The sequence below is a fragment of the Bradyrhizobium septentrionale genome (genome assembly GCF_011516645.4).
GTDB classification, from domain to species: Bacteria; Pseudomonadota; Alphaproteobacteria; order Rhizobiales; family Xanthobacteraceae; genus Bradyrhizobium; species Bradyrhizobium septentrionale.
The window spans coordinates 513616-538235 of the sequence record NZ_CP088285.1; the positions used below are offsets into that span (position 1 = coordinate 513616).

Genomic DNA, 24620 nt, shown 5'->3' on the forward strand with positions numbered 1-24620 from the left:
ACGATGCGCGCTCGTAAGCTGCTCGTTTCCTGGTGCCTGATTTCCTTGCTTGGACTCTGTTCGCCATCGGCTCTTGGCCAGGACACCAGCAAGGACCTTCTCATCAAAACGACAAAACTCACTCCCGAGCTGGTGGTAGCAGCCGCCAAGCTCGGAAAAGAACGGATGATCCCGGCCACGGCCAACTCGGACATCTTGAAGCTGATCGCGGAGATCTGCGGTACCGCCAATGCGCGCCGCTACTATCTTCCGGTCTTTCTATCGGCCAACGCCGGCAATGAAGATATTCGATCTGGGAAGACGATTCTTACCAAGGACGCAACGCTGGTCTTTCCGGCCTGCCTCTATGCAGACGAGCAGCTTGCGACGGCCAAGGCATCGAACACGCGCATCGAATGGGGCAAGCTGAGCCCGACCACGGCGCGTACGTTGCAGGATGCGATGCGCAAGACCGAACCGTCTGCTGCCGCGCTCCCCAAAAGCACCAAATGGATCGCAAGCGCGAGTACGACCGCGGCGCTCGAGGATGTCTCCAGCACTAATTGGGGCGGCCAACTGATAGGCTACGAACATCTCAACAAGACGATTCCAAAGAAATTGGTCCAGCAGGGCCCCGCCATCGTCGCGGGATTCGACAGCGGGCGCATTCTCGATCCTGGTGCGAGCGAACAATACAAGAAGCTGCTGAAAGGATCGCTCGCCACCGACGCAACGTCGCTCGACAGCAACCTGATCCTGAATTCGACCGCATTCGAGCGCATCGCGCGAGCGCAAGATATTCGGGCGTCCAATCAGACGACCGACTTCAGCAGACTGCCTACCGGCTCCAGCGTTGTTACGTCGGATTTCGCGCCTGGCGGATATCAGCTCACCCTCAAGGAAGGCACCGATGTCAAGGCGGCTGCGAAGGAAATCTTCGCGGCTTTGCCGCCGACGGCCTCGGCGGTCGGCCAATTGTCGAAGTTCACGCCGTACTTTGCTGAACCGCTCAGTGGCGGCGCCGGCGACTGCACGCCCGGCGCGGCCAAGAAATGGCCGATCGATCTCGACGAACTCAAGACCGTCCTCGAAGCGCGCAAACGCATCGGTAAAATGCCGCTCACGGGCAGACTGCTGATCCTCGACACCGGATTCCCGCGCGGGAAGGTCGGCACCGCCCCGTTCAGCCAAAACTTCTTCCATCCCAGTCCGCGCGATGACGATCCACTGAGAGAGCGCTTTTTGTGGACGGTCGCGCGTCCACCGGAATACTTTAACGAGAACTCGGAGAATGCCAGCCACGGCGTCGGCGTGCTCACGCTGGCGCTTGGAGGAACGCAGCTTCTGGATGAAGGCTGGCTCTGGCAACACATCGATACGCAAGGTGGCTTCATCGTCGACTTAATGGGCTATCAGCGGCTTCCCGGCAACAAGCTGGGTGTCGATGCCAACGCGGTCACGCGAAGCCTGTCCGGAACCGGCTGGGGTCAAGCCGATATCGTGTCCGTCAACCTGAGCCTCAAATTCAATATCGAGACGATGGAAGAGGCGCCCGACTTCAGCGGCTATTTCGATGAGCAGCAACAAGTTCTGTTTGTGATCGCCGCCGGCAATGACGGAGCGGACGTCGTCGGCATCATTCCGGCGCAGTGGGGGGGCACTTCCAAGCGGAATGTATTGACGGTTGGCGCCGTGTCATCCGACAATAGATATTGGGCTAAATCCAACAAGAGCAAATCCTTTGTCGATATCGGCGCGCCCGGTTGTGCGGTGCCGACCCTGTCCTGGAACAGTACGTCGCAAAAGTTCGAGCCGGTCGTGCTGAGCGGCACGTCGTTCTCGGCCCCGCTGGCGTCCTTTGCCTCCAACCTGCTCCAGGAATTCACGGCCGGTGCAAGGCGCAAGGCGAGAATCCTGTCGAGCGGCCGCTTCTCCAGCGATCTCCGGGAAACAACGCGATCGTCTCGGGTGCTCGATATACCCACAGCGCTCGCCACTCCTTTTGACGTTCTACGCATGGGTGACGGGAAGATGCGTCTCGGCCGCATTACTTGGGCTCCCGGCCGCACGCTCTGCGATGTCCCCTTCGTTCAGAGCAATTTTGCGCAAGTTCATCGCACGAACACGCCTAACAAGGTCAGTGTCGTCCGCAAGACCGGACCGAGCAATCAGGGAGCGCTAGATTTTCCCACGGATTGCGCACTGGCGAGCGGCCAGCTCAGCAGCATGGGCTTTCAGGAGGCCGTGGCATCTGCCGATGGATTAAGGCTCGGGGACGTCGAGACGATGGATATCAGAAATCTCGAGAGCATTACCTTCTGCGACAACTGCGATCTGTGGCAGCCGTAGGTCAGTACGTCGGGTTTTGCTCATCGCGGCTCGAATCGGCACGAGAGACCCGTGTCGCCGGTGGCGATCTTGGCAATCATGATGGCGTTGCCGATGGCGTCGGCGGGGCGCTTTTCGCCTTTTGGTCCTCTTGGCATCGCGCTACAACCTTTATTGCTTGGCGGTAAGCATAGTGCGGAGGGGCACATGGATCAAGAACGCTATAAGCGAATTTGCGCACAGATCAGTTATTACACCGACCGGATGGACCGTGCTTTCAACCGTTTCGTTCAATTATCAATCGCGACGATAGGCGGCTTCATTTGGCTGAAGACGCAACCAATGGCGAAGGCCGCAGACTATCTGTTTCCAGTAGTTCGCTGGATAATTCCGTTCCTAGCATTCGTCACTGTGCTTGAAATTGCTGCGGATTGGAGGAGTTGGCATGGCTACCGCGAGGCAGAGGCGAAGATACTAGAACGTCCAGAGCTGGACCCCACGTTTCCAATTGCGGGAAGGTTAGAGGGGGTCAGAATAATCATTATGATCGTTGTGGCGTTTATCGCCTTCTCCTATCTGCAATAACCGCGCCCTGAAAATTCAAACTGAGACACTACCGCCGCGGCTGTCAAAATAGAGCCCGTGCCTTCCCAGTTCCGGCTCGTGTCAGCGACGGCCTCAGTCGCCGCTTCGCGCGTGGACATTCACAAGCTGACCGTTAAGCCTGGCGTTTCCGCAGCCAGTGGCGCCTAAAGCGATCACCGGGGTTGTACGTGTTGACGGAGACCTGAATGCGCCATTCGAACGGCCTCCGGCGTGGCGGGCGCGCTACAACCTTTGCGTCCAGGATGCCCGCACAAGGGAGAACGCATTCAAACAGTTGCGTCTCACTGATCCCGTCGTCTGTTATTCGGTGTGGGGTCCCGGCGCCGATCGGCACGATAAGTCTTTGATTCACCTCACGTTGGAGGGTCATGCTTCGGCGCCGATTTACACTTTGGCAGCCTCGCTCACGCTCGGCTAACCCGTCCTATTCGTGAGAGTGCTTTTTTTAGTCCGATTGATGTGGCCGCACATCTGCTCTGACGAGGCGCGCGGGATTGCCTTCGGCTTTTCACCGCCTGACCGACCCGTACTTTGCAACGCGCTTGAGGTGTAGGTTGGGCGAACGGGGGGCGGACGCCCCGCCGGTCAAGGACCGAGAGGCAGCAGCGCGCCTGGCAAGCCGCGGATCAGGTCGGCTTCGGGACATGCCGCGGCAAACGCAAGGCGAATGCGGCTCGTGGTCTCGACCACACGGGCAGCGAGTTTCAAGAGACGAAGACGCAGCGTCGCGAACTCGGCTGTGGCCAATTCCCGGGCTTTGGGAATCGCGTCGCGCACGGTCAGCATCAGCCAATAAGCGGCGGTGTGGAGAACGAGGCGGACTTGATTGGCGAGCGCCGAACGGCAGCTGGTGCGATCGGAGGCGAGCTGTGTCTTATGCAGCTTGATCAGATTCTCGGCTTGGCCGCGCGCGCAATACAGGCTGTCGTAGATCCACTCGGCCGAGCCGACATCGAGGCTGGTGACGACGAAACGGATGTCGAGGCCGAGCATCGTCGCCTCAATACGGGCGACGGTACGCCGTTCGCGATCCCAGGACTTTGCCTTGTGGCGCGTCTCGGTATAGCCACGCAGAACCGGCAGGTTCTCGATGGCGCGTCGCGTGCGGATGTCGTCGGCGGCCTCGTCGAGTTTTCTGGCGAGCGGCTTGGTGCCGGACAGACCGAAGATGTAGTCGATGCCGTTGGTCTCGCACCACGCCATTGCCTCCGGCCGGGCATAGTGCCCGTCGCCACGGAACGTAATTCGCGTGTTGTGCCACCGCGTCCGGATATGCCGGATCAGGCGGCGCAGGTGGGCACGCACCTCGACGCCGCCCGGCGTCTTGCCGGGCCGCAGCACGACCGCCACGGGCCGGCTCTTCTCCGTGTCGTAGACGTGGATCGGCAGGAAGCAGCGTTCGTCATAATGAGCGTTGAACAGCGAGAGCTGCTGATGGCCGTGGACGACATCGCAGGTATCATCGATGTCGAGCGTGACGGATGCCGGCTCGCGCGGGTAGCTATCCATCCATGCGTCGACCAAAGTGTAGGTCAGTCGGATCACGTCGCGCAGGCGCGGAGCATTCTCCAGCCGCGACAGCGTCGGTTGGGAACACAGATCGCGACCCGTGTCCGGCAGCCGTCCGCAGGCCAGCTTGAATGCGGGATCGGACCGCAGATGATCGAGGTCGTCGGCGTCCTCGTAGCCGCAGCAGATCGCGAACATGCGCGCGCGGAACATATCGACAAGGCTGTGCACGACCCGCGTCGGATCGCGCCGATCCGGGAACACCCGGGCCAAATTGTCGGCCAAGCCGAGACGCCGCTCGGCCATCGCCAGAAGCATCACGCCCCCGTTCGAGGTCAGCCGACCGCCATCGAAGGCAGCTGTGACTTTCTTGGCGTGAACGGCTGGAAACGAGAAGGGCAGAATCGTATCATCGGTCATGGCGGGCCTGGCGTTCGCGGTTGAGGTGATGGGGTTGGCTTTGCAACCGAATCCTACGCCGCATCAGCGCTTTACACCACGCTCGCCAGCCTCTCAGGCGCACTCTGACGAATAAGACGGGCTAACTGCTCGGCCTTGGCTGGCCAGCCGCTCAAACGGCCGAGACCAGCCAAAAACGGCATATTATGCAGTAAACTCAATGGCTTATGATTTGTTTTAAGGCTTGAAAGTCACTTTTTTTGATGTCACTCTAGCCCGTCTTATTCGCGAGAGGGCGCCTGAGAGGCTGGCGAGCGTGGTGTAAAGCGCTGATGCGGCGTAGGATTCGGTTGCAAAGCCAACCCCATCACCTCAACCGCGAACGCCAGGCCCGCCATGACCGATGATACGATTCTGCCCTTCTCGTTTCCAGCCGTTCACGCCAAGAAAGTCACAGCTGCCTTCGATGGCGGTCGGCTGACCTCGAACGGGGGCGTGATGCTTCTGGCGATGGCCGAGCGGCGTCTCGGCTTGGCCGACAATTTGGCCCGGGTGTTCCCGGATCGGCGCGATCCGACGCGGGTCGTGCACAGCCTTGTCGATATGTTCCGCGCGCGCATGTTCGCGATCTGCTGCGGCTACGAGGACGCCGACGACCTCGATCATCTGCGGTCCGATCCCGCATTCAAGCTGGCCTGCGGACGGCTGCCGGACACGGGTCGCGATCTGTGTTCCCAACCGACGCTGTCGCGGCTGGAGAATGCTCCGCGCCTGCGCGACGTGATCCGACTGACCTACACTTTGGTCGACGCATGGATGGATAGCTACCCGCGCGAGCCGGCATCCGTCACGCTCGACATCGATGATACCTGCGATGTCGTCCACGGCCATCAGCAGCTCTCGCTGTTCAACGCTCATTATGACGAACGCTGCTTCCTGCCGATCCACGTCTACGACACGGAGAAGAGCCGGCCCGTGGCGGTCGTGCTGCGGCCCGGCAAGACGCCGGGCGGGGTCGAGGTGCGTGCCCATCTGCGCCGCCTGATACGGCATATCCGGACGCGGTGGCACAACACGCGAATTACGTTCCGTGGCGACGGGCACTATGCCCGGCCGGAGGCAATGGCGTGGTGCGAGACCAACGGCATCGACTACATCTTCGGTCTGTCCGGCACCAAGCCGCTCGCCAGAAACGTCGACGAGGTCGCCGACGATATCCGCACCCGACGCGCCATCGAGAACCTAGCTGTTCTGCGCGGCTATACCGAGACGCGCCACAAGGCAAAGTCCTGGGATCGCGAACGGCGCACCGTCGCCCGTATTGAGGCGACGATGCTCGGCCTCGACATCCGCTTCGTCGTCACCAGCCTCGATGTCGGCTCGGCCGAGTGGATCTACGACAGCCTGTATTGCGCGCGCGGCCAAGCCGAGAATCTGATCAAGCTGCATAAGACGCAGCTCGCCTCCGATCGCACCAGTTGCCGTTCGGCGCTCGCCAACCAGGTCCGTCTCGTTCTCCACACCGCCGCTTATTGGTTGATGCTGACCGTGCGCGGCGCCATTCCCAAAGTCCGGGAATTGGCCACTGCCGAGTTCGCGACGCTGCGTCTTCGTCTCTTGAAAATCGCAGCCCGGGTCGTCGAAACCGCGAGCCGCATTCGCCTTGCGTTCGCCGCGGCATGCCCCGAAGCCGACCTCTTCCGCAGCTTGCCCGGCGCGCTGCTCCCGCTCGGCCCGTAACCGACCGGGCCTGCGCCCGCTCACCCGCCCCACTCCTCCAACGCGTACAAAACAGCTTGATGTAGAACCCGGTGACAAAAGGCCGGACGGTCACCCACGCCAGCCGCCAGCCCCCGTCAGACGTCAAGAACGACCGTGCTCTCGTGAATAGATCGGGCTAGCAACGTCATGATTTGCGGCACTGTCGCTGACGCAGGCACACGAGCGAGGACGGACTGGCCTTCACCGTTACCCCGGCAGATGCGTTACGGAGGCCGCACAGCGCGCTCCCCAAGTTGGTCGTCTAGACGTGGGAGCAAGCCGGACCAGCTACAAGCGGCCCGGCAAGTCAAGAAAGCCCCGACCTCGTAACAGGTGTGCCAATCACCTAGGAGCCCGTCCAGATATGTTTTCGTGACGGGCATTTGTTGTAGAGTAGCAGGCTCAGGCTGCGTTTGCGAGGTTGAACAGCTTGAGGAGGTTATGGACGGTGCAGATCATTGTCCACTCGGCGCGCACTTTCTCGATGCCCCGCAACAGGAACTGGCGGAAGCCTCTTGCCTGTTTGATCTGCCCGAACACCGGCTCCACCACTTGCTTTCGCAATCGGTAGGGTGTTTCGAAGCCGCCATCGTCGATCTTCTTTCGCATGGCCTGTGTCAGCGGGCCGCCGACTTTTCCGTTCGCTACTGTCGGGTGTTTGGCGCGTCCGGGCGCGACATAGCCATCGATGCTGCGTGTGTCGAGCGCTTCGAGATTGGCTTCGCTGCAGTAGCCGGAATCCGCTGAGGCCTGCCGCGGCTTGCGGCCAAGATTGCTCTCGATGGCCTCGATCAGGGGCACCAACTGGCCCTGATCGCTGCCGTGCTGGGTCAGTTCTTGCGCGACAATGATCTGGGCATGTGCATCGACGGCCGCCTGGGCATTATAGGCCTGAACGAAGCCATCCTTCGACTTCATGATGCGGCTTTCCGGATCGGTGAAGTTGCGTTGCGCCTTGGGATTGGGTTCCTCCGATGGCAGCGCCGCCGGTTTGCCCGGCTTCTTGCGGCCTTCGGCCTGGCGCTGCTGTTCCTTTTCGGCCTCGATGCGGCGCTCTTCCTCCGCCGCCAGTTTGGCGTCCGCTTCCAGCGCCGCCATCGCTTGCTGGATCTTCGCCAGCCGTTTCTGCTTGTCGACGGTCCAGTCCGGCAGTTCGTCGCTGTTGCCGAAAGTCTCATCCTCCGAGGCATCCGCCGCCTCGGCGGCCGCCAGCATGCGAGCGACCTCGGCCTTCAATTCCGCCTCGCGCTTCTTCATGCGCTCATAACTCATCGCCTTGTGTTTCGACGCGTTCGCCTTGATCTTCGTACCATCCAGCGCGACATGACCGAGCTTGACCAGCCCGGCCGTCTCGCACAACTTCAGAACCTGCACGAATAGCGCGCCGAGCGCCTTCAAATGTCGCTTGCGAAAGTCGCTGATCGTCCGAAAATCCGGCGCATCCAGCGCCACGATCATCACAAAATCGTTCCGCTCCCGGCAGGCCTTGGCAATCCGACGCGACGAATACAGCCCACTCGCATAGCTATGCAGCAGCAGCGCCACCATCATCCGCGGATCAAACGGCGGCTGCCCAAGCCCGCTCACATAGCTGCCCATGATCTCCCTGAGATCGAGGCTCTCCCGCACCAGATCAACCATAAACCGCGAGACATGGCCTTTCGGCACGAAGTCCTGCACATTCGGCGGCAGAAGCAGCGTCTGATCGATGTTCCAAGGCCGAAAATACTTGCTCATCGCCCAATGTTGAATCAGACCCGACCAGATTTGAACAGCGACTATCCAGACAAGCTCCTAGCCTTGGATCGCGCGGCATTACTGGTCGATACGGTCTGTCGTCTGGCCGGCGCAGAAAATCTGATCAGCGCAGAATCCAATCGGCTGCGACAGGCGATTCTAAATTACGACACGCCGCAGCTATTCAAGTACTTGCTGGAAGCGTTCTCGCTGCAGGGCATCAGTGATCATGCAGCACGCAGCTACATGGATCATCATGGCAGTCCTGCCTGGCACGATTTACAACAAGCGACCGCTCGGCCTCCGGCCTGCTCGAAACTGCGAAGCTACTGGAGCTTTCACGGTTGCGGTTATCGGAAGGATAGTCGGACGTGCGCACAGCCATGGATTGCCCCTCACTGCTCATTGCCTCGACACGACCTCCGCAACGGACGTCTGAACCAGACGACATATTCGCTCTTCTTGTTTATCCGCGATGTTGCGGATGGCAACTTGGTCGAGTGGGTAGATCAAACGCTTGACCAAGCGAGTTTGAGCAGCACAGCCAAGCACCGCGCTTCCCGCATGCGGAGTGCATTGATCGATCCACTGCGAAATGTTTTTGGCGTGTCCGACAAGTTGTTGAATATGGCCTTGGCCGATATCTTGATGGCGGCACCGTCGACCAAACCTACCTGGATAGAAGTAGGCTCTGGCATGATCGCCATCGACACCCTGGTGCACAACTTTCTATTGCGCACCGGCATTCAACGCGGGCTCGGAGCGAAGCACGGATTTGGGCCTGCCTGCTACGCTGAGGGCGGATGCGCCGAAATCATCAGGCTTATCGCCTCGCGAATTGACGCAAGACAATTCAATCCCGATTACCCGCGGGTTTTTCCAAGATTCGTCCAACATGCAATCTGGCGGTACAGCGCTCAGCTAGAACTGAACATCTGCAACGGCAACAACATCGATGATTGTTTTCGATGCAGCAACAAGGGTTGTCCGCTGTTCCATCGCTGTGACCGCGTGGCTCTACATGCCTGAGGCAAGAGCTGCGAAATGAGGCCGCATCCAACGCGGCAGATGTGACTAGTAACCATCACTCAGTCTACCACTTGAGGCCCTAAGCGGGCCTCTTTTGATTCCAGAGGAGAGCCTTGAATGTCCAAGAAGCCAACACGACCCAAAGCGAAGAAACCTTCTGCCAAGACCGTCATCATGTTCGGACTGGACAAAGACCGCAAACCGCATGCGGCACGGTTCACCGGCGAGAACGAGGCGCTATTGGCAAGAGCCGCGGCAGCGATGGGCCTGCGGCTCGCGGTACCAGCCACCAAAAAGCACTTCGAGATCGCGAACAAGCTACCGGCTGGTCGAATTCATGCCACCGGTAATGGGCTGGTGCCGAGTATCGATCAACAACTCTATGACCAGATCAATTCGCTGGTAGGTGGCGAGCCATGCGCGATCACTACGTCACTTCCCAAGAGCTCGTCACAGCTCGCGCCCGGTCATCTCGTCATCGCTCAGGATACTGTTGATGATGGTTGGTGGCCCGCGATTGTTACCAAACGAAGCAATGACACGCTGACACTGAAGTGGCGCGACTACCCAAGCGCATCTGAGTTCGTGCGACCGGTCAGCTCGGTGGCATTGCTGAACAGCGATTGAAATCTATCGTTCCTACCGATCTCCATGGCTCAGGTCGCTAACACGGCCTGAGCATTTCGTTTGACCAACAAACCATGGGCACGCAAATGGACGACCAGAACGAAATTATTCGTTTTCTCAATGACGAACTTCGTCACGACCTCACCCGAGGTGCAGCCTTCATGACGCCGGGCGTGGCGGCTCTTGGTCCGGAGGTGGCCGAGCGGATCTTTGATACGATCTCGCTCTACGATGATTTCTGCCAGGAAAACGACCCTCACGAAGAGCACGACTTCGGATCATTCGCTGTCGAGGGCCGCACGATCTTTTTCAAGATCGACTATTTCTCAAAAGACATGACGGTGAGATCACCGGATCCCTCAGATCCATCTGTTACCAAACGCATCATCACAATCATGCTTGCGGAAGAATACTAGGACGCGAACACCTCGGGCAGATCACGCCAGGGGCTCCAGATCGCAAAGCCCAGAAGAGACCGTTGAAGACCCGACGGTCGTTTACCCGGGGAATGCCGCGCGGCTTGTTCGGCAGCATTGGCTTGATGGCAGTCCATTCCTAATCGGCGAGTTCGTAGCATGCTTCGAGCCCCAGTTCGGGAGCGGATCACGGCAGTCTGGCCGAAAGCAATGCTCCTAGCCCGATCCTCATGGTTGCGGGAAAAAGCGGACATCCACCAACTGACAGTCCCGCCGAAACTGTCGAAAATGACCCTAAGTGGATGCCGACGGACGTTGCCACCATTTCCTCTCGCAGGCGCGCGTAGGTCAGAGCCGACCAGCTTGCCGGATTTGCGCCGCCGCTTTCTGATACTCGCGCGGTGAAACCCCATAAGCAGCTTTAAAGCAGCGGCCAAAATGGGTCATGTCCGAAAATCCCCACCCGTGCAATTTCGGCTATGGTTTGATGGGCCTGGTTGGGATCTTCAAGAGCAAACCGACAACGCAAGAGCCGTCGGGACAGAATGAGACGTTGAAGCGAGGAATCCTGTTCGGCAAGAAGCGCATTGGCGTATCGGACGCTTATTCCAACGATATCGGCGACCTTCTGTCCGACGAGCTCGGGATCGGCGAGCCTCGCTTCCACCACTGAACGAATCTGTCCCAGCAATAACGCTTTTGCATTCGAGACGCGAACGGTAGCGCTCCCAATTGTTCTCGCTATGGATAGTCCGATTAAGTCGAGCACGTGATTGCCGACCATTTCTTCCGTTATAAAAGTTGTCCTCCCAGCGAGCGATGGGAGTTTTGCGGCAACCGAAAGCGCCAGATCATCGTCCGCCCGCTCGGCCGTCACGCGACGCCCGATCAACTCGCGGTTTCCACCGATCCGTGCGCGTAGCTCACGACGCGGAACCTTGCTAAGGAGGGTTTTCGAGTCTCGCGAAAACCTCGCATCATAAGGCAACATCGGCTCAAGCAGCATCAGCGAACCGACGTCCAGGTTAACCTCGCACGCTAATCGTCCAACGCAGCTGCGGTCATTGTCGCATGCCCCATGATGGATAGCAAAACAGCCTTTCAGCGCTGCGAATTCAAAAATTGCGAATTCTTGACGATTCTCGCCTCGACCGTCGCCTGAAATGTCGCCTTGAGTAAATCCGGCTCCTGCGTTCGCGAAGACGCTAATTTTCAGCATCGCTTTTCGACAGGAGAGTCGCTGATGAAGTCTTCGCACAGATCCTTGCTTAAATCCGAGCGCAAAATCGTCGACCGGATCACCAAGATACGAAAGACGGCTGACCGCGTATCCAGGAGCAAACGCCGGTTCGCTGAGTATCGATACCTCCGAGCTGTTCTTCGTGGCTACCGACATCTCGCCGACAACGAGCTTCTTCCGGCTATGCTTGAAATCGCACCTGCTATCCTAACTGTTCCAGTGCGTGCCAACTGGCATCCGCTGCGCGTTATCATCGAGGCCACAATGTGGACGGAAATCGACTATCGGACGCGCAGCAGATGGACCCGAGCTCTGGAATACGCGCTCGCACGGAACATTTCTGGCGATCAACTGCCGCAGTTTTTCCGCGCAAACAACGGCATCGCCGCTTGCGCTGACTTAAAGTGTAGAACGCAGCCGAAAAGACGCCAATCACCAAACGGCACCGGATTGAATCTCAGATCGCCCGCGCGGCCCCAGTTGATGATGAGGCAAAGCTCCCTGAGCACAGCGCGCTCAAAGCCTCTTGGTTGCTCAATCATACGACGAGGCTAGACCTACTGCCGAATGCCTGGATCAAATCGCGGCCCACGGCTTTATGGATTGCCAGGGGTTGGACAGATGCTCACGGAAAGGGGCATTGCTGATGCAGAGCATCATCTCGCGGATTAAAGCTCGGAAGCTCGGTGGTGATATTGAGTACAGACTCGCCCAGGCTAGGGCTCAATAATCCGAAATGCGAACGGAGCTTACGGTCGGGATCAGAGCCGTCGGAACTGCGCAGCCCAACGACAGGCAGATCGCACCAACGTTCATCACCTTGACGGTCGCGACCACGATGGGCTCCCCCATGACTGATGAAGATCGCAAAAAGCTCGCCGAGACGCTAAAAATGGCCGATCTTGAAAATTATATGATAGCTCGAATCTCTCTCGATAGAGGAGAGCGCTTGTGGCGAGAGGCCGTGTCGGCGGTTGCAAAAACAGGTCATCCATTTTGATTTGCGACGTGCTCGGTTTCACCTGCCGACGCGATAGCGCTGGGAAAAGGTAAGTCCACTGAGCTGAAATGGACCCCGATTTTGGGACCAGAGGTTAAGTTGGAAAAGGGCCGCTCCGTTTGATAGACGGAGGGCATGATGAGGACGAAGACGAGACGCAAGATCGACGCGGCACTGAAGGCAAAGATTGCGCTGGAAGCGGTGCGGGAGCAGGCGACGGTGGCCGATCTGGCCCAGCGCTATGAGGTTCACCCGAACCAGATCTATGCCTGGAAGAAGCAACTGCTGGACCAGGCGGCGCGGGCCTTTGATGCGGGTGTCGGGCGCGAGAGCGAGGAAACGCGCGAACGCGAGATCGAGAAGCTGCACGCCAAGATTGGACAACTGACGGTCGAGCGCGATTTTTTAGCGCGGAGGTCCGGAAGATGAGCACGCCGGACCGTCGAGGAATGCTCGATCGCGCCGACAAGGCGCTGTCGATCCGTCGGCAATGCCTGTTGCTTGGCATCGCGCGCTCCGGGGTCTACCGGCCGCCCCGGCCGGCCAACGACAACGACCTTGCCCTGATGCGGCGGATCGACGAGCTGTTCATCGCCTGGCCGTTCCTGGGCTCGCGGCGAATGACCGCAATGCTGAAGGCTGAGGGGCTTCAGGTCAATCGCAAGCGCGTGCAGCGGTTGATGCGCAAGATGGGCATCGCGGCGCTGGGACCGAAGCCGAACACGACGAAGCCGGCGCCGGGCCACAAGATCTATCCTTATCTGTTGCGCAACATGACGATCGACCGGCCGAACCAGGTGTGGGCCGCCGACATCACGTATCTGCCCATCGGCCGTGGCTTTCTTTATCTCGTCGCCATCATCGACTGGGCGAGCCGTGCGGTTCTGGCGTGGCGGTTATCGAACACGATGGACGTCTCGTTCTGCGTGGCGGCTCTGGAAGAGGCGCTGGCGAAGTACGGCAGGCCGGAGATTTTCAATACCGACCAAGGCAGCCAGTTCACCAGCGCGGCCTTCACCGGCGCGTTGGCGGGCGCAGGGATCAAGATCTCCATGGATGGCCGCGGTCGTTGGATGGACAACGTCTTCATCGAGCGGCTGTGGCGGTCGCTCAAGCATGAGGACATCTATCTCAAGGGCTATGCCGACGGCCGCGAGGCCAAGGCAGGGATCGCGAGCTGGATCGCCTTCTATAACGATCGTCGCCTTCATCAGGCGCTCGGCTATCGCACGCCGATGGCGGCCTGGCGCGAACGGATGCAGGCCGCGAAGGCTGTGGACATGGTGGACAACGCTGACGCGTTGACCACATGCCCCAGCAACAGCAGCAGACAGAGTCTCTGGCAGCGTGATAGGAAGTAATCAGGAGCGGTCAGTTTCCAACTAACAAACCGGCTCAAGCGGTCCCGCTCCGCGGGTCCATTTCTGAGCATCGGCGAATGCGTTCGCCGTTGAAAGGTTCTAGGACCTTCCCGATCTCAATGGCACTACGCGAAGTAGCGTAGCGTGAAGCTCCGCCCGCCACGCTAAATGTGGAGTAGCTTTCCCCACTTTCTCAATCCATTCTCTGAACGAAACTTTGAATTCTTCGGGAGAATTCTCAATTTCCTCGGCTACCTCATTCATGTGTTGCTGTTTGCAGGTAGCAGGACAACCGCGAAAGTCTCGTTTCTCCTTTAGAAGGGCCATTACCGCCAGCCGCAGGTCAACGGCATTATCAATTGTAGCCAGATGACATGACGTGCTGATTCCGCTCGATGTCGCCCACCATTCCGAGATGATCTCGCCCACCATTCCGGGATGATGTCGCCCGGGGTGACGAGGCCTCTTCTGGCTCCGATACGGTCCCGCCTTTCGGCTTTGCGAAGGGGGACCTGGATGCCGACGGAGAGGCTTGCGATGCGCCATGTGCGCGAAGTGATCAGATTGAAGTCGGCTGGGATGCCGACCCGCGAGATTGCGCGGCGGTTGGGGACGGCGCCTTCGACGGTGCGGTTGACGATCCGCCGTTTTGAGGCGGCGGGGCTGAGCTGGCCGTTGTCTGACGACATCACCGACACTGATCTGGAGGCCCGGCTGTTCGCCAGCGCCGGTGCGGGTTCCGGCACGCGGCGGGGCCATCGCCGGCAGGCGGAGCCGGACTGGGCGGCGGTGCACCGCGAACTCCGGCGCAAGCATGTGACGCTGTCGATCCTGTGGGAGGAGTACATCGCAAGCGAGCCCGGCGGGTATCGCTATTCGCGTTTCTGCGAGCTCTACCGCGCCTGGGAAGGCCGGCTGTCGGTGACGATGCGCCAGTCGCATGCGGCCGGCGACAAGCTGTTCGTCGATTATGCCGGTGACGGCGTGCCGGTCGTGATCGACCGGCTCAGCGGCGAGCGGCGCGCCGCGCAGATCTTCGTCGCGGTGCTCGGCGCTTCCAGCTTCACCTACGCGCAGGCGACCTGGACGCAGGGGGTCGCCGATTGGATCAACGGCCACGTCGGCGCCTTCGAGGCGATCAACGGCGTGCCGGCGCTGCTGGTGCCGGACAACACCAAAGTCGCGGTGATCAAGGCCTGCCTCTACGATCCACAGATCAACCGCAGCTACGCCGACATGGCGGCGCATTACGGCTCGGCCATTCTGCCGGCCAGGCCGCGACGACCACGAGACAAGGCGAAGGTCGAGCAGGCGGTCCTCATGGTCGAGCGCTGGCTGCTCGGGCGGCTGCGCCACCGCACCTTCCACAGCCTCGCCGAGGTCAATGCGGCGATCGCCGAGTTGCTCACCCGGCTCAACGAGGAGCGGCCGATCCGGCGGCTCGGCGTCACCCGCCGCAAGCTATTGGAGGAGATCGACCGGCCGGCGCTCAAGGCCTTGCCGGAGAACCCTTACGTGTTCGCCGAGTGGCGGATCTGCCGGGTCAGCATCGATTATCACGTCGAGGTCGAGGCGCATTATTACAGCGTTCCGCATCGCTTCGTCCGCGCCGAGGTGGAGGTGCGCTTCACGGCTCGCACCGTCGAGATCTTCGTACGCATCCGGTCAGCACCCCGGGCAGGCGCGCCGGTCAGCCGTGGCGCTCAGGCGGCAGCCGCTGTGGACTGTTGGGTCGCCTTCCAATTCCACGGGAGCAGGTCGGCGACTTTGTTGACGGGGTGATCTGGAAGCCTGGCCAACACATCCGCGAGCCAGGCTTGCGGATCAACGTCGTTCATCTTGCAGGTTTCGATCAGGGTATAGACGGCGGCGGCGCGATGGCCGCCGGCATCTGAACCGGCGAAGGTCCAATTTCGTCTTCCGACAGCCACACCGCGTAACGCTCGTTCGGCAGCGTTGTTCGAGAGGCAGACGCGACCATCGTCCAGGAAGCGGGTGAACGCCGCCCAACGGTTGAGCAGGTAGTTGATCGCCTTTGCAGTATCGTTGCCTGATGAGAGCAAGGTTCGCTGCTGACGCATCCAGATTTCGAGATCGGCGACGATCGGCCTCGACTTATCACGACGTACCGCAAGCCGCTGTTCCGGCGTTTTGCCGTTGATGGTGCGCTCGATCTCGAAAAGGATATCGATGCGTCGCACGGCCTCGCTGGCAATCGGCGCCTCTCCAGATTTCGCCAAGTCGAAGAACTTTCTGCGGCCGTGGCTCCAACAGGCCGCTTCAAGGATCGGAGCTGGCTTCCTTTGGGCCTTGTAGAGCTGGTTATACCCATCGAAGGCATCGGCCTGCATGAGGCCGACATAGCCGGCAAGATGGCTTTGCGGGTGTTCTCCAGCCCGGTTGCGTGAGTAGTAGAACAGGGCCGCCGGCGGATCCGTGCCGCCAAACGGCCGGTCATCGCGAACATAGGTCCAGATCCGGCCGGTAACCGTCTTGAGCTTGGCCAGCACCGGCACCGTCGTATCGTCGCCGTGGATGCGTTCCGCGCTCATGACGTGGATCCGGATCGCCTCAATGATGGGATCGAGTGCCACCACGCAGGCGCCGATCCGATCCGCCAGGGTCGAGACGTCGATCTCGATCCCTTCGCGGGCATAGGTCTTGCTCTGTCGGTTCAACGGCTGGTGCAGCAGGAACTTGTTGACCAGCACCATCGCCAGCAGGCTCGGCCCGGCAAAGCCTCGCGGGATCGGATGGGAGGGCGCCGGCGCCTCGGTGATTGCCTCACAATCCCGGCAGGAGAACTTTTCGCGGACATGCTCGATAATCTTCCAGCGCCGTGGCTCACATTCCAGGGTCTTCGATACCACCTCGCCGAGCTTGTGCAGTCGCTCGCTGCCGCACTTGCCACATACGCAAGGAGCGGGTTCGACGATGCGTTCGATCGGTAGATTGTCCGGCAACGGACGTCGCGGCGGCCGTGGATTTTGCACGCGCTGCTGTTTGGCGGCTTCCGGCGCTGCGAGCTCGGCCTTGGTTTCCTGCTCAGCCTGGGTCTCTTCAAGATCCTCGATGGCGAGTTCGAGCTGCTCGACCAGCAGCTTGCCGCGCTCAGAAGATTGCCCGAACTGTTCTCGCCGTGCCTTGGCCAGCATCAGCTTCAGCCGCTCGATCTCCAGCCGGCCGACGGTCACCTCGCTCTTCGCCAGCGTCAGCTGCTCGCGCTGCGCAATGATCATCGCGTGTGCTGCGGCAAGGTCGGTGGGAAGCGGATCGGCGGGCGTCGTCACGAGGACGAATCAACCATATTCGTCGCAAAAAATCCCGCTCGATTTAACCGGAAGCCCGTGGACGCCAGGTTGCCTGCGGCATCCGCCAATCAATTCCGGAGAGGAGATAGGATAGCTGCGCAACGCTGATCGTCACAACGCCATCCGCCATTGATGGCCACAAAAAGCGGCCTCGCTCCAGCCGCTTCGTGAACAGACACGCGCCTTGGCCATCATGCCAGATGATCTTGATCAGGTCGCCGCGGCGGCCTCTAAAAACATAGAGATCACCGGCATGCGGATCACGCTTCAAACTCTCCTGGACCAGACGCGCGAGGCTCGGGAAGCCGCGGCGCATATCGGTGTGGCCGGTCGCAAGCCACACCCGCACATTACCCGGTATCGCAATCATCGGCGCTCAAGTACCTCGAGGACCCGCGCCAGCGCTTCTGGATCGACGTGCGAATCCACTCGGATCCGTCGCCGGTTACCGAGGTCGATCTCGATCAATCCAGTACGCGCGGCCACTACAGACCGCCCTCGGCTATCACCCGCAGGTAAGAGCTTCGGAGTTTCCTCCGCCTCCGTGGCGGCGATCTGCACCGGCGCAAAAGACGGTGCGACCTGCTCGGATGTCCGCGCTTGACGACGCCAGGTGAACACCAGGCTGGCCGCTACTCCGTTGCGACGTGCAACCGCTGTCACCTTTGCGCCCGGCGCCAACGTCTCCTCGACAATCCGTGCCTTGTCATCCTGCGACCAACGCCGCCGACGCTCCAGCCCGCCCAAAACCTCGACCCGCATCGCCCGATGACCTTAAAGCTAGACTTAAGGTCACACGCTTGGCGAATTACAGCGTGTCAGACAAGACGGCGCCCGCCGGATGCGTACAGATCTTCCACAAGGGTGAGCGGATCGCCGCGCATCAGCGCATGAGCGGCAACCACAAGCACACGACCGTGCCGGAGCACATGGCGTCCAGTCATCGGCGCTACGCTGGCTGGACCATCGAGCGCATCCGTAAGGACGCAGCCTCGATCGGGCCGGCCACCGCGGCGCTGTGTGACCTGATCCTCGACGAGCGCGCGCATCCAGAACAGGGCTTCCGCGCCTGTCTCGGCATCATCCGGCTCGCCCGATCCTACGGGCACGAGCGGCTCGATGCCGCCGCCATGCGGGCGATCGATATCGGCGCGCGCACCTACGGCTCGGTCAAGTCGATTCTCGCCAACAATCTCGATCGGCGTCCTTCACCCAAGCGCTCCGCGGACGACGCGCCGATCCTTCATCCCAACATCCGCGGGCCGCGCTACTACAATTAGGAGATCACGTCTTGCTCACGCATCCGACCCTCGATCAACTCTACGCGCTCGGCCTTCACGGCATGGCCAAGGCCTTCGCCGACATCGAAGCCGGCGGCGAGGCCGCAAGCCTCGGCCACGCCGAATGGCTTGCGCTGCGGCTCGAACGCGAAGCGTCATTGCGACGCGACAAGCGGCTGTCGAAGCGGCTGCAATACGCCAAGCTGCGCCAGGAGGCCTGCGTCGAAGACATCGACTACCGCACCCCACGCGGCCTCGACCGCAGCCTGCTGACGATGCTGGTCGAAGGCCGCTGGATCGATGACCACGCCAACCTGCTGATCTGCGGGCCCTCCGGCGTCGGCAAAAGCTGGCTCGCCTCAGCGCTCGGCAACAAGGCCTGCCGCGACAATCGCTCCGTGCTCTACCAGCGCGTCCCGCGGCTGTTCACCGATCTCGCTTTGGCGCGCGGCGACGGCCGCCACTCCCGCCTGCTGCGCGCGCTTGGCCGCGTCGATCTCCTCATCTTCGACGACTGGGGCCTCGAGCCGCTTGACGCCGCGGCCCGCCACGACCTCCTGGAGATCCTCGAGGACCGCTACGGCCGCCGCTCCGCCATCGTCACCAGCCAGCTCCCGGTCGATCAATGGCACGCGCTGATCGGCGATCCCACCTACGCCGACGCCGTCCTCGACCGCCTGGTCCATAACGCCCACCGGATCGATCTGAACGGCGAAAGCATGCGGCGAACCCGCAAACCCGACCGAAAGGCCTGAGCCTGTGGCGCTGTGGACATGCCGCTACGCTTGGACAACGCAAGAGCGTTGCCCACATGCCCACAGGAGGAGCAACAGAAAAAACCAACCCGTCGAACCGCGATTCAAGATTGACCACGCGGCTTCGCCGATGCCAGAAACCAGACAGCCAGAACGCCTCGCGCCCCGGGCGACATCAAATCGGAATGGTGGGCGAGATCAAATCGGTACACCCGGGCGAGATCATCGGAATCCGCAATGACGCCCAGCCCTTCGGCATTCATCTTCTGGCTCACCATTTAGTTGTTGCTATGGCCGGGTCATCTAAGGTCACGAACTCACGAATCTCCTTTCGAGCAGTCTCGCGAGCTTTCTCTCATCAATACACCAGAGGCGAATGCGGTCAGACACCGTACCTTGCCGCTCGATCTGAATGCGCTCTTGCACCGTTCCAGCGTGCCCATGACCGTCGCCGATCAGTCCCAAGGTGCTCATCGCGGTGGTGAACTTTACCTTGCTCGCAGACGATCCCGCAAAATCTGCAAGTGCTCGGTCGAGTATGCCGATCTTGTCCCTTCCGCTCTTCCGATAGCGGATCGCGAGACAGCGGCCAGTAAGGACAACAGGCGTGCGTCCGTTGTAACCGACCACGCGACCCTTCTGTTTGAGCAAAAGGTCCAACCGACCAGCTTGCTCGATGAAACCATCACGCTCGGTCATGACCGCCCGACGTGCTCGCCGGTAGCACCGCCTAGCCGCACACGACGGCAGACTTTGCCTCCACGGAAGGATGCCCGACTCGATGCCCATCATCATGGCGGCGTAGATATAGGCGAACTTGTAGGCGAACCGGATTTCCCAGCCTTCGTTCTTCGGATCGATCTGCTTGATAAACTCTTCGACCAACTCCAGGACCCGTTGTGAACGATCCTCGGCCATCAGATAATGTACCCATTGCGGAATGATGTGGCCGTGATGGTTCTGGTACCCGCGTTCGAGCTTAGCGATCAGCTTGATGCTGCGATTGGCACGCTTCTCGGGCCCGCCCTTGATCAAATCAAAGATGCCGCCCTTCTTGGAGCTGGGGACCTGAATGTTGAATAGTCGCACCTGGTCGCCGGGAGTCATCCTCCACCCGCAGTCCGCCGCCAACGCGGAGATCGGTCGCGGGCTGCTACTGAGGCCGAACGTACTCCAGAACAACTGCGGGAACTTGGTCTGATCGACGCCGCGAGAAATCCGCTTGGAGCGCCCGCCGGGAACCGTATGAACGATGCTCTTAAGCGTCTTTACGAGGACGCTCGAACCGTCTTCCGCTTTCTCGGTGTCGTCCAGCACGAGCATGAGATCGTTGCTATCACTCGCGGTTTCGGCAAGGCCGCGTCTGCTAAAGTCCAGGGTCCCGGCGCGCTCAGGCGAGCCGCCTAGGCTCATGGCGGCGAGACTGAGGGATGTCTTGCCGCTGCTGCTACGGCCAGACAGGTTAAAGACCGCGGTCTCCGTCAAATGGTTATGTTCATCGCCCGTTTGATCCCGGCGAAGTTTGATATAGCTCGGAAGCGCGGCCGCGAGGGCTACACCGATGCCAAATGCCAGATAGCTCGAATGCCTAGCCAGCTTCAGGAGCTTTTCGCTTCCCCTGGACGTACCTCGCAGGTCTGTGAATGTCCGGCCGATTGCGCTGGTTAACGCAGGGATCGGCTGGCGTCGGCCATCAGCGTAAATGACCTCGCTGTATGTTGCGAAGGTGCCGATGTCGACAAAGCCAGTGCGTTCCGGCACAAGTTCAAAAGGGCCGGCATAAGCCGATACCAAGTTGGTGATGAACCCGAAGCGTGCTTTGTCGGAGGAGCCGACGTTCCTGGGAAAAACCGGCAGACGATTCGACAGGGTGTCCAAGAATTTCTTTTGATGACGGAGTTCGCTTTGCTGAACCATGATCTTACTGATGCCGCCGCCCTCAGTCGGAAAGGATAGTTCGACGGACGCGGGGCCGGTCAGCGTGCCGAAACGAAACCTGCGGACGGACCACTTCGGCTGTGAGAGACGGGGGGTGTGAGTTGTTGTTGAGCGGGCGTTGATGCTGCCCTTCGCGCTGGTCATTTGTAATTTCTCCAATTGTCAGGCAGCGGCCACGATGCCGCACGCACTGATCGGGTGAGTCGATTGTGAAGCCCCAGGCCGGCACTCGGATGAGCGTGTCTCACGTCTCACATGCCGAGACGCGATGCCGAAATCGTGCCTTTACAGCTTTCGTTGGCACGGACCGCCGCTGGCCTGACTGACCAGCGGCGACTGAGTGCAGTTCTGTCATTTGCGACTGCGAAAAAGGGCGTAAAAGGCTCATATTTGCCTTCCCGCCCTGTCATTTCCGGGGATCAGGCGATCCGCGTGCCTACGGTCTTGGGCGCACGTTCCTCGATGGAGGCCGTGGCCCCGCGATTCACAAATTGCGCCCACCGCAGGACGAGGCGACCGTGCAAACCAAGCTCATCGAGGTATAGGGCCAGCCGCACCCTCTCTTTGGATCGCAGGCGCTGCTTATCGGTGGCACGGCAGGACCGCATTCCATTCTTGGTGAACCGCTCGCCATCGTCAGTGGCCACGCGACGCCAGTAGTTCGGCTTGAGCAAGTAGGCCAAGGCATCGGGGTCACCATCCCATATTTTGACCTTAACCGGCCGCGGGATCGCCTCGGTCACTGGGAACTGCTTACGCAATTCCTTCTTGAGCCTGTCCATGTCGGTCGTTGTGGTCAGTCCGTAGATGTGTTCGGACCAGTGCGGCTTGTAGCGTGCGGTGTCGTGTTCGTTGAGACTGTAGTCCAGAGCCCCGACGAACCAGGTGACACCGGCGCGACCAAGCCGCTCTTTCCAACGACGGACGTTACGAGCAGCATATGCCGGGTCCAGGTCCTTGGGCTTGCAAACGCCATCGGCTGGCACGATGCTCACACAGACAAGGTGACCGGCCCCTTCCTGCTTCGCTAGGAACGTCGCCGCAACTTTGGCTAACAGCTTCTGACCAGCAGGTGCACATTCGGGGCATGGGGCCAATTGGCAACGCTTGTTCTTCTTGCAGGCTTCCAGCTTGTCTGCCAGCGTCTGCGCCTCGTCATTGTCCTTGTGCTTGGTACGCAGCAATCTAATCAGCTTCTCGCGCTCCATCTTGCGGGATGCGGAAGCGAATCCGATATACAGCTTCTCGGACAGAGCGCCCTCAAAGCGGGTTGGATTGAAGTGGAGCGGCGACTTACTCATGGTGGTGGTCCTCCCGCGTTATGGTCGCCTCTGCCTCCTTCAATGCCCTCTTGGCGATCTTGGTCGCATGCTTCGCCAGGCCGAGGCTGATGCCATCCTTCGCAGATAGGCCCCGATACCAGACGCGGATGTTGACGACGGTTCGACCCTCGTGTTCTTGAAGGCTTACGTAAATGACTTCGTCCTGACCTTTGGTCCACTCGGCGACAACACCTGGTTCTGCTTTTTTCGTGGAGGTATTCATGACCGCACCTCCACAACCGCTCGGACTGACCGCCACCGGGTTTGCGGCCCTTTCAATACACTTTACCGGGCTCGTGATTGGGATCATTTTCCGTGGCCTCCCTCAATCACGCGCAACAGCTCGGACACACGCCAGACGGACGTGCGTTTTCCCAACCGGATGGGTTTCGGGTAAATTCCATCCCGAATTCCTTGGTAGAAGGCGCTGCGGCTGATTGGGATTAGGCCATTCGGCCCAATAATTTTTTGAATGCGAACGAGCGCATCGCTTGGCTTTGGGTGCATGACTTCGGTCTCCGTCGGCGTTCATTCGCCGTGTGACCGTTCATGTAGACGCTCCGGAATCGCTTTTCGACTAGGGGGTTAAGACGACCTCTTTGTCGCCGCTAACTCTTTGCGATCACGAGGATCGCGAAGCCACTCGCGGACCATTGCTCGGGTTACGTCATTGCGTTCGTGCACAACGTTGGCGACGATAGCGAGAACTCCGAAGAGACTATCCTTGAAAATCATCGACGTTGTCGTCGACAGGAGGGCCACATACGTTCGAATCTCTGCGTCCCCACGGTCGCGCCTGATAACCCACGGATCATCGGCTTGCGGCGCAAATTTAGACTGGTTCGCTTGTGGGAGCAGGATGTCCGCTTCATCCTCATGATCCATGGCCAACTCTTCTAATTGCCGAGCCTTTTTTTCCTGTTTGAAAGACCGCGATATCGACGCTTGTCGGCGCAGACCTTCGGCCAGCTCTCGAAGCTGATTAGCTTTGGCCTCAATGTCCTGGAAAAAGACAGGCTCGCTCTCGATAGCCGAATCACACGCATGGCAGAAGAACAGCTGCACACCGCGATCTTGCTCAGTCCAACTCGGATCTCTGGGCGGATCCCCCTGACGTTCTTCGAACGCCGCTTCGGCTTCTAGAAGCGTAGCTTGGTCCGCATTCTCCTTGCCGCCCTTTTGACGAAGGTCAGCCGCCTGACGCCTATGCACCGCCGCCCAAGTAGCATTCGTCACTCGCGCGGGTGCAGAAACTCTTCAGTGGTTTGGTATTTGCCGGGCCGATTCTTCTTATATAATTCCGTCCAAACCCGTTTCATGCGAGAATCGGAGATCAAACGCGAGATCGTTGCTAAACGACAATCCGGTTCCGGCTTTGACGTAAGCTCAGCATGCAATTGTTCCGCTGCGTGGACCACCGCAGCGGGTACCCAAGGCTCGCGTGGAGGCAGAGGCAAATTATCACCAGATCATCGCCGATGACCGGCGAAATTCAGTAATCGCACGTACACCTGTGTATCTACCGTGCGAAGCTGCGAACGCGCTTCGCAAGACTTCAAATATCTGAAATAATTGACGCTCGCTAGGCTCGATTTCAGCCTGGAGAAATGCCGTTGCCGTCCGAGATCATCTTTCTGAGTAACCCAGACTTGTTGGTATTTTTGTTGGTATCCTAGACAACAACATCCTGCTAGAAGTCTGATTTTTGAGGCATAATCTACTTCTTATGGCTGCTGCCGGGCCCACCAATGAGATCAAGTACTTGGCGAAAGTGTTGTTTTTGCTGCGGACTGTTTCGCGGACCGGTTGCTCTATTTCGCTTGTCACTGGAGGCAGCATGCACAGATCACCGCTCTCGCCTTTGGACGGCGGCGCTTGCAGAGCGATGGAGGGTCTCAAAAATGCGAAGCCTGACACCACTGCCCACCACAGATTGCACCTGATTCAGCCCGACAATCTATTGCCCGGCGACGTGTTGCTACACAGGCCGCGCAATCCTGATTCCGTTCAGAAAGAATTTCC

The 24620-nt window shown here is 59.8% G+C and carries 20 protein-coding genes and 4 pseudogenes; 11 read left to right on the forward strand and 13 right to left on the reverse strand.

The genetic code is table 11. The features are described 5' to 3' along the window. The first annotated feature begins 3 nt into the window (after positions 1–3). Positions 4–2328, forward strand: coding sequence for a S8/S53 family peptidase (locus HAP48_RS04355; protein ID WP_166214555.1), 2325 nt, complete (start codon positions 4–6; stop codon positions 2326–2328). Positions 2329–2379: 51 nt separating this feature from the next. After that, positions 2380–2892 carry a hypothetical protein gene (locus HAP48_RS04360; RefSeq protein ID WP_166214554.1) on the forward strand — a complete coding sequence of 171 codons (513 nt, stop codon included), beginning with the start codon at positions 2380–2382 and terminating at the stop codon, positions 2890–2892. Positions 2893–3498: 606 nt separating this feature from the next. On the opposite strand, the gene HAP48_RS04365 is transcribed toward HAP48_RS04360, so the two are convergent. Then, positions 3499–4842 carry an IS1380-like element ISBdi2 family transposase gene (locus tag HAP48_RS04365; protein ID WP_166204320.1) on the reverse strand — a complete coding sequence of 448 codons (1344 nt, stop codon included), beginning with the start codon at positions 4840–4842 and terminating at the stop codon, positions 3499–3501. Positions 4843–5217: 375 nt separating this feature from the next. Here HAP48_RS04365 and HAP48_RS04370 point away from each other — a divergent pair, with 375 nt between their 5' ends. After that, complete coding sequence (locus HAP48_RS04370) at positions 5218–6561, forward strand: IS1380 family transposase (RefSeq protein ID WP_166208111.1); 1344 nt, start codon at positions 5218–5220, stop codon at positions 6559–6561. A gap of 423 nt (positions 6562–6984) precedes the next feature. Here HAP48_RS04370 and HAP48_RS04375 read toward each other — a convergent pair whose 3' ends face one another. Further along, entirely contained in the window at positions 6985–8319 is a 1335-nt protein-coding gene (locus HAP48_RS04375) for an IS1182 family transposase (protein ID WP_166202952.1), read from the reverse strand. A 6-nt stretch (positions 8320–8325) separates the two neighbouring features. Here HAP48_RS04375 and HAP48_RS04380 point away from each other — a divergent pair, with 6 nt between their 5' ends. The 3 genes from HAP48_RS04380 to HAP48_RS04390 all read left to right on the forward strand — a co-directional run bounded on the left by HAP48_RS04380 (position 8326) and on the right by HAP48_RS04390 (position 10391). Continuing rightward, positions 8326–9348 (forward strand): hypothetical protein, encoded by a 1023-nt coding sequence (locus HAP48_RS04380; RefSeq protein WP_166214553.1) that lies wholly within the window; start codon positions 8326–8328, stop codon positions 9346–9348. A gap of 117 nt (positions 9349–9465) precedes the next feature. After that, positions 9466–9975, forward strand: a complete 510-nt coding sequence (locus HAP48_RS04385; RefSeq protein WP_166214552.1) for a hypothetical protein — start codon at positions 9466–9468, stop codon at positions 9973–9975. An 86-nt stretch (positions 9976–10061) separates the two neighbouring features. Then, on the forward strand, positions 10062–10391 hold the full coding sequence (locus tag HAP48_RS04390) for a DUF3768 domain-containing protein (RefSeq protein WP_166214551.1): 330 nt from the start codon (positions 10062–10064) through the stop codon (positions 10389–10391). Between the two features lie 11 nt (positions 10392–10402). On the opposite strand, the pseudogene HAP48_RS04395 reads toward HAP48_RS04390, so the two are convergent. Together HAP48_RS04395 and HAP48_RS04400 are read right to left on the reverse strand one after the other, a co-directional pair. Next, positions 10403–10509 (reverse strand): annotated as a pseudogene (locus tag HAP48_RS04395) (transposase); the annotation flags it as partial. 303 nt (positions 10510–10812) lie between these two features. Further along, positions 10813–11787 (reverse strand): hypothetical protein, encoded by a 975-nt coding sequence (locus tag HAP48_RS04400; RefSeq protein ID WP_175612361.1) that lies wholly within the window; start codon positions 11785–11787, stop codon positions 10813–10815. Positions 11788–12481: 694 nt separating this feature from the next. Here HAP48_RS04400 and HAP48_RS04405 point away from each other — a divergent pair. The 3 genes and pseudogenes from HAP48_RS04405 to istA all read left to right on the forward strand — a co-directional run. Further along, complete coding sequence (locus HAP48_RS04405) at positions 12482–12631, forward strand: hypothetical protein (protein ID WP_166214550.1); 150 nt, start codon at positions 12482–12484, stop codon at positions 12629–12631. A 138-nt stretch (positions 12632–12769) separates the two neighbouring features. Continuing rightward, positions 12770–13878, forward strand: a pseudogene (locus tag HAP48_RS04410) (IS3 family transposase); the annotation flags it as partial. A 651-nt stretch (positions 13879–14529) separates the two neighbouring features. Beyond that, positions 14530–15651 (forward strand): annotated as a pseudogene (istA, locus tag HAP48_RS04415) (IS21 family transposase); the annotation flags it as partial. Between the two features lie 44 nt (positions 15652–15695). Here istA and tnpC read toward each other — a convergent pair. The 3 genes from tnpC to tnpA form a co-directional block, all read right to left on the reverse strand. Next, positions 15696–17231: an IS66 family transposase gene (tnpC, locus tag HAP48_RS04420; protein WP_175612385.1), complete on the reverse strand. Its 1536-nt coding sequence runs from the start codon at positions 17229–17231 to the stop codon at positions 15696–15698. Between the two features lie 94 nt (positions 17232–17325). Further along, positions 17326–17673 carry an IS66 family insertion sequence element accessory protein TnpB gene (gene tnpB, locus HAP48_RS04425; protein WP_166204419.1) on the reverse strand — a complete coding sequence of 116 codons (348 nt, stop codon included), beginning with the start codon at positions 17671–17673 and terminating at the stop codon, positions 17326–17328. Continuing rightward, positions 17670–18065: an IS66-like element accessory protein TnpA gene (tnpA, locus tag HAP48_RS04430; RefSeq protein ID WP_166204418.1), complete on the reverse strand. Its 396-nt coding sequence runs from the start codon at positions 18063–18065 to the stop codon at positions 17670–17672. The genes tnpB and tnpA overlap by 4 nt, the downstream gene beginning before the upstream one ends. 74 nt (positions 18066–18139) lie before the next feature. Here tnpA and HAP48_RS04435 point away from each other — a divergent pair. Both HAP48_RS04435 and istB read left to right on the forward strand, forming a co-directional pair. Beyond that, positions 18140–18583 (forward strand): annotated as a pseudogene (locus HAP48_RS04435) (IS21 family transposase); the annotation flags it as partial. 11 nt (positions 18584–18594) lie between these two features. Next, a complete protein-coding gene (gene istB, locus HAP48_RS04440; RefSeq protein ID WP_166214549.1) occupies positions 18595–19338 on the forward strand; it encodes an IS21-like element helper ATPase IstB in 744 nt (247 codons plus the stop codon). Positions 19339–19442: 104 nt separating this feature from the next. Here the strand turns inward: istB and HAP48_RS04445 are convergent, their stop codons facing one another. The 6 genes from HAP48_RS04445 to HAP48_RS04465 all read right to left on the reverse strand — a co-directional run bounded on the left by HAP48_RS04445 (position 19443) and on the right by HAP48_RS04465 (position 23834). Beyond that, entirely contained in the window at positions 19443–19616 is a 174-nt protein-coding gene (locus HAP48_RS04445; protein WP_166202928.1) for a hypothetical protein, read from the reverse strand. A 31-nt stretch (positions 19617–19647) separates the two neighbouring features. Beyond that, positions 19648–21420 carry a DUF927 domain-containing protein gene (locus HAP48_RS04450; RefSeq protein WP_166214548.1) on the reverse strand — a complete coding sequence of 591 codons (1773 nt, stop codon included), beginning with the start codon at positions 21418–21420 and terminating at the stop codon, positions 19648–19650. A gap of 275 nt (positions 21421–21695) precedes the next feature. Further along, complete coding sequence (locus tag HAP48_RS04455; protein WP_166214547.1) at positions 21696–22577, reverse strand: hypothetical protein; 882 nt, start codon at positions 22575–22577, stop codon at positions 21696–21698. Then, positions 22570–22821 (reverse strand): hypothetical protein, encoded by a 252-nt coding sequence (locus HAP48_RS04460; RefSeq protein ID WP_166214546.1) that lies wholly within the window; start codon positions 22819–22821, stop codon positions 22570–22572. Before HAP48_RS04460 ends, HAP48_RS04455 begins: the two co-directional genes overlap by 8 nt. A gap of 83 nt (positions 22822–22904) precedes the next feature. Further along, positions 22905–23105: a helix-turn-helix transcriptional regulator gene (locus tag HAP48_RS50630; protein WP_166214545.1), complete on the reverse strand. Its 201-nt coding sequence runs from the start codon at positions 23103–23105 to the stop codon at positions 22905–22907. Positions 23106–23183: 78 nt separating this feature from the next. Continuing rightward, the gene (locus HAP48_RS04465) at positions 23184–23834 is read right to left on the reverse strand and encodes a hypothetical protein (protein ID WP_166214544.1); all 651 of its coding nucleotides are present in this window, start codon (positions 23832–23834) and stop codon (positions 23184–23186) included. Between the last annotated feature and the right edge of the window lie 786 nt (positions 23835–24620).

What these genes read in the sequence shown, in the direction of transcription:
- HAP48_RS04375 (WP_166202952.1), bottom strand. Translation starts at nt 8,319, where the DNA reads ATGAGCAAGTATTTTCGGCCTTGGAACATCGATCAGACGCTGCTTCTG.
- HAP48_RS04355 (WP_166214555.1), top strand. Translation starts at nt 4, where the DNA reads ATGCGCGCTCGTAAGCTGCTCGTTTCCTGGTGCCTGATTTCCTTGCTT.
- HAP48_RS04455 (WP_166214547.1), bottom strand. Translation starts at nt 22,577, where the DNA reads ATGAGTAAGTCGCCGCTCCACTTCAATCCAACCCGCTTTGAGGGCGCT.
- tnpC (WP_175612385.1), bottom strand. Translation starts at nt 17,231, where the DNA reads ATGATCATTGCGCAGCGCGAGCAGCTGACGCTGGCGAAGAGCGAGGTG.
- HAP48_RS04370 (WP_166208111.1), top strand. Translation starts at nt 5,218, where the DNA reads ATGACCGATGATACGATTCTGCCCTTCTCGTTTCCAGCCGTTCACGCC.
- HAP48_RS04380 (WP_166214553.1), top strand. Translation starts at nt 8,326, where the DNA reads ATGTTGAATCAGACCCGACCAGATTTGAACAGCGACTATCCAGACAAG.
- HAP48_RS50630 (WP_166214545.1), bottom strand. Translation starts at nt 23,105, where the DNA reads ATGCACCCAAAGCCAAGCGATGCGCTCGTTCGCATTCAAAAAATTATT.
- HAP48_RS04460 (WP_166214546.1), bottom strand. Translation starts at nt 22,821, where the DNA reads ATGAATACCTCCACGAAAAAAGCAGAACCAGGTGTTGTCGCCGAGTGG.
- HAP48_RS04405 (WP_166214550.1), top strand. Translation starts at nt 12,482, where the DNA reads ATGACTGATGAAGATCGCAAAAAGCTCGCCGAGACGCTAAAAATGGCC.
- HAP48_RS04400 (WP_175612361.1), bottom strand. Translation starts at nt 11,787, where the DNA reads ATGTCGGTAGCCACGAAGAACAGCTCGGAGGTATCGATACTCAGCGAA.
- HAP48_RS04445 (WP_166202928.1), bottom strand. Translation starts at nt 19,616, where the DNA reads ATGGTGAGCCAGAAGATGAATGCCGAAGGGCTGGGCGTCATTGCGGAT.
- tnpA (WP_166204418.1), bottom strand. Translation starts at nt 18,065, where the DNA reads ATGCGGGTCGAGGTTTTGGGCGGGCTGGAGCGTCGGCGGCGTTGGTCG.
- HAP48_RS04450 (WP_166214548.1), bottom strand. Translation starts at nt 21,420, where the DNA reads ATGACCAGCGCGAAGGGCAGCATCAACGCCCGCTCAACAACAACTCAC.
- HAP48_RS04365 (WP_166204320.1), bottom strand. Translation starts at nt 4,842, where the DNA reads ATGACCGATGATACGATTCTGCCCTTCTCGTTTCCAGCCGTTCACGCC.
- HAP48_RS04385 (WP_166214552.1), top strand. Translation starts at nt 9,466, where the DNA reads ATGTCCAAGAAGCCAACACGACCCAAAGCGAAGAAACCTTCTGCCAAG.
- tnpB (WP_166204419.1), bottom strand. Translation starts at nt 17,673, where the DNA reads ATGATTGCGATACCGGGTAATGTGCGGGTGTGGCTTGCGACCGGCCAC.
- HAP48_RS04390 (WP_166214551.1), top strand. Translation starts at nt 10,062, where the DNA reads ATGGACGACCAGAACGAAATTATTCGTTTTCTCAATGACGAACTTCGT.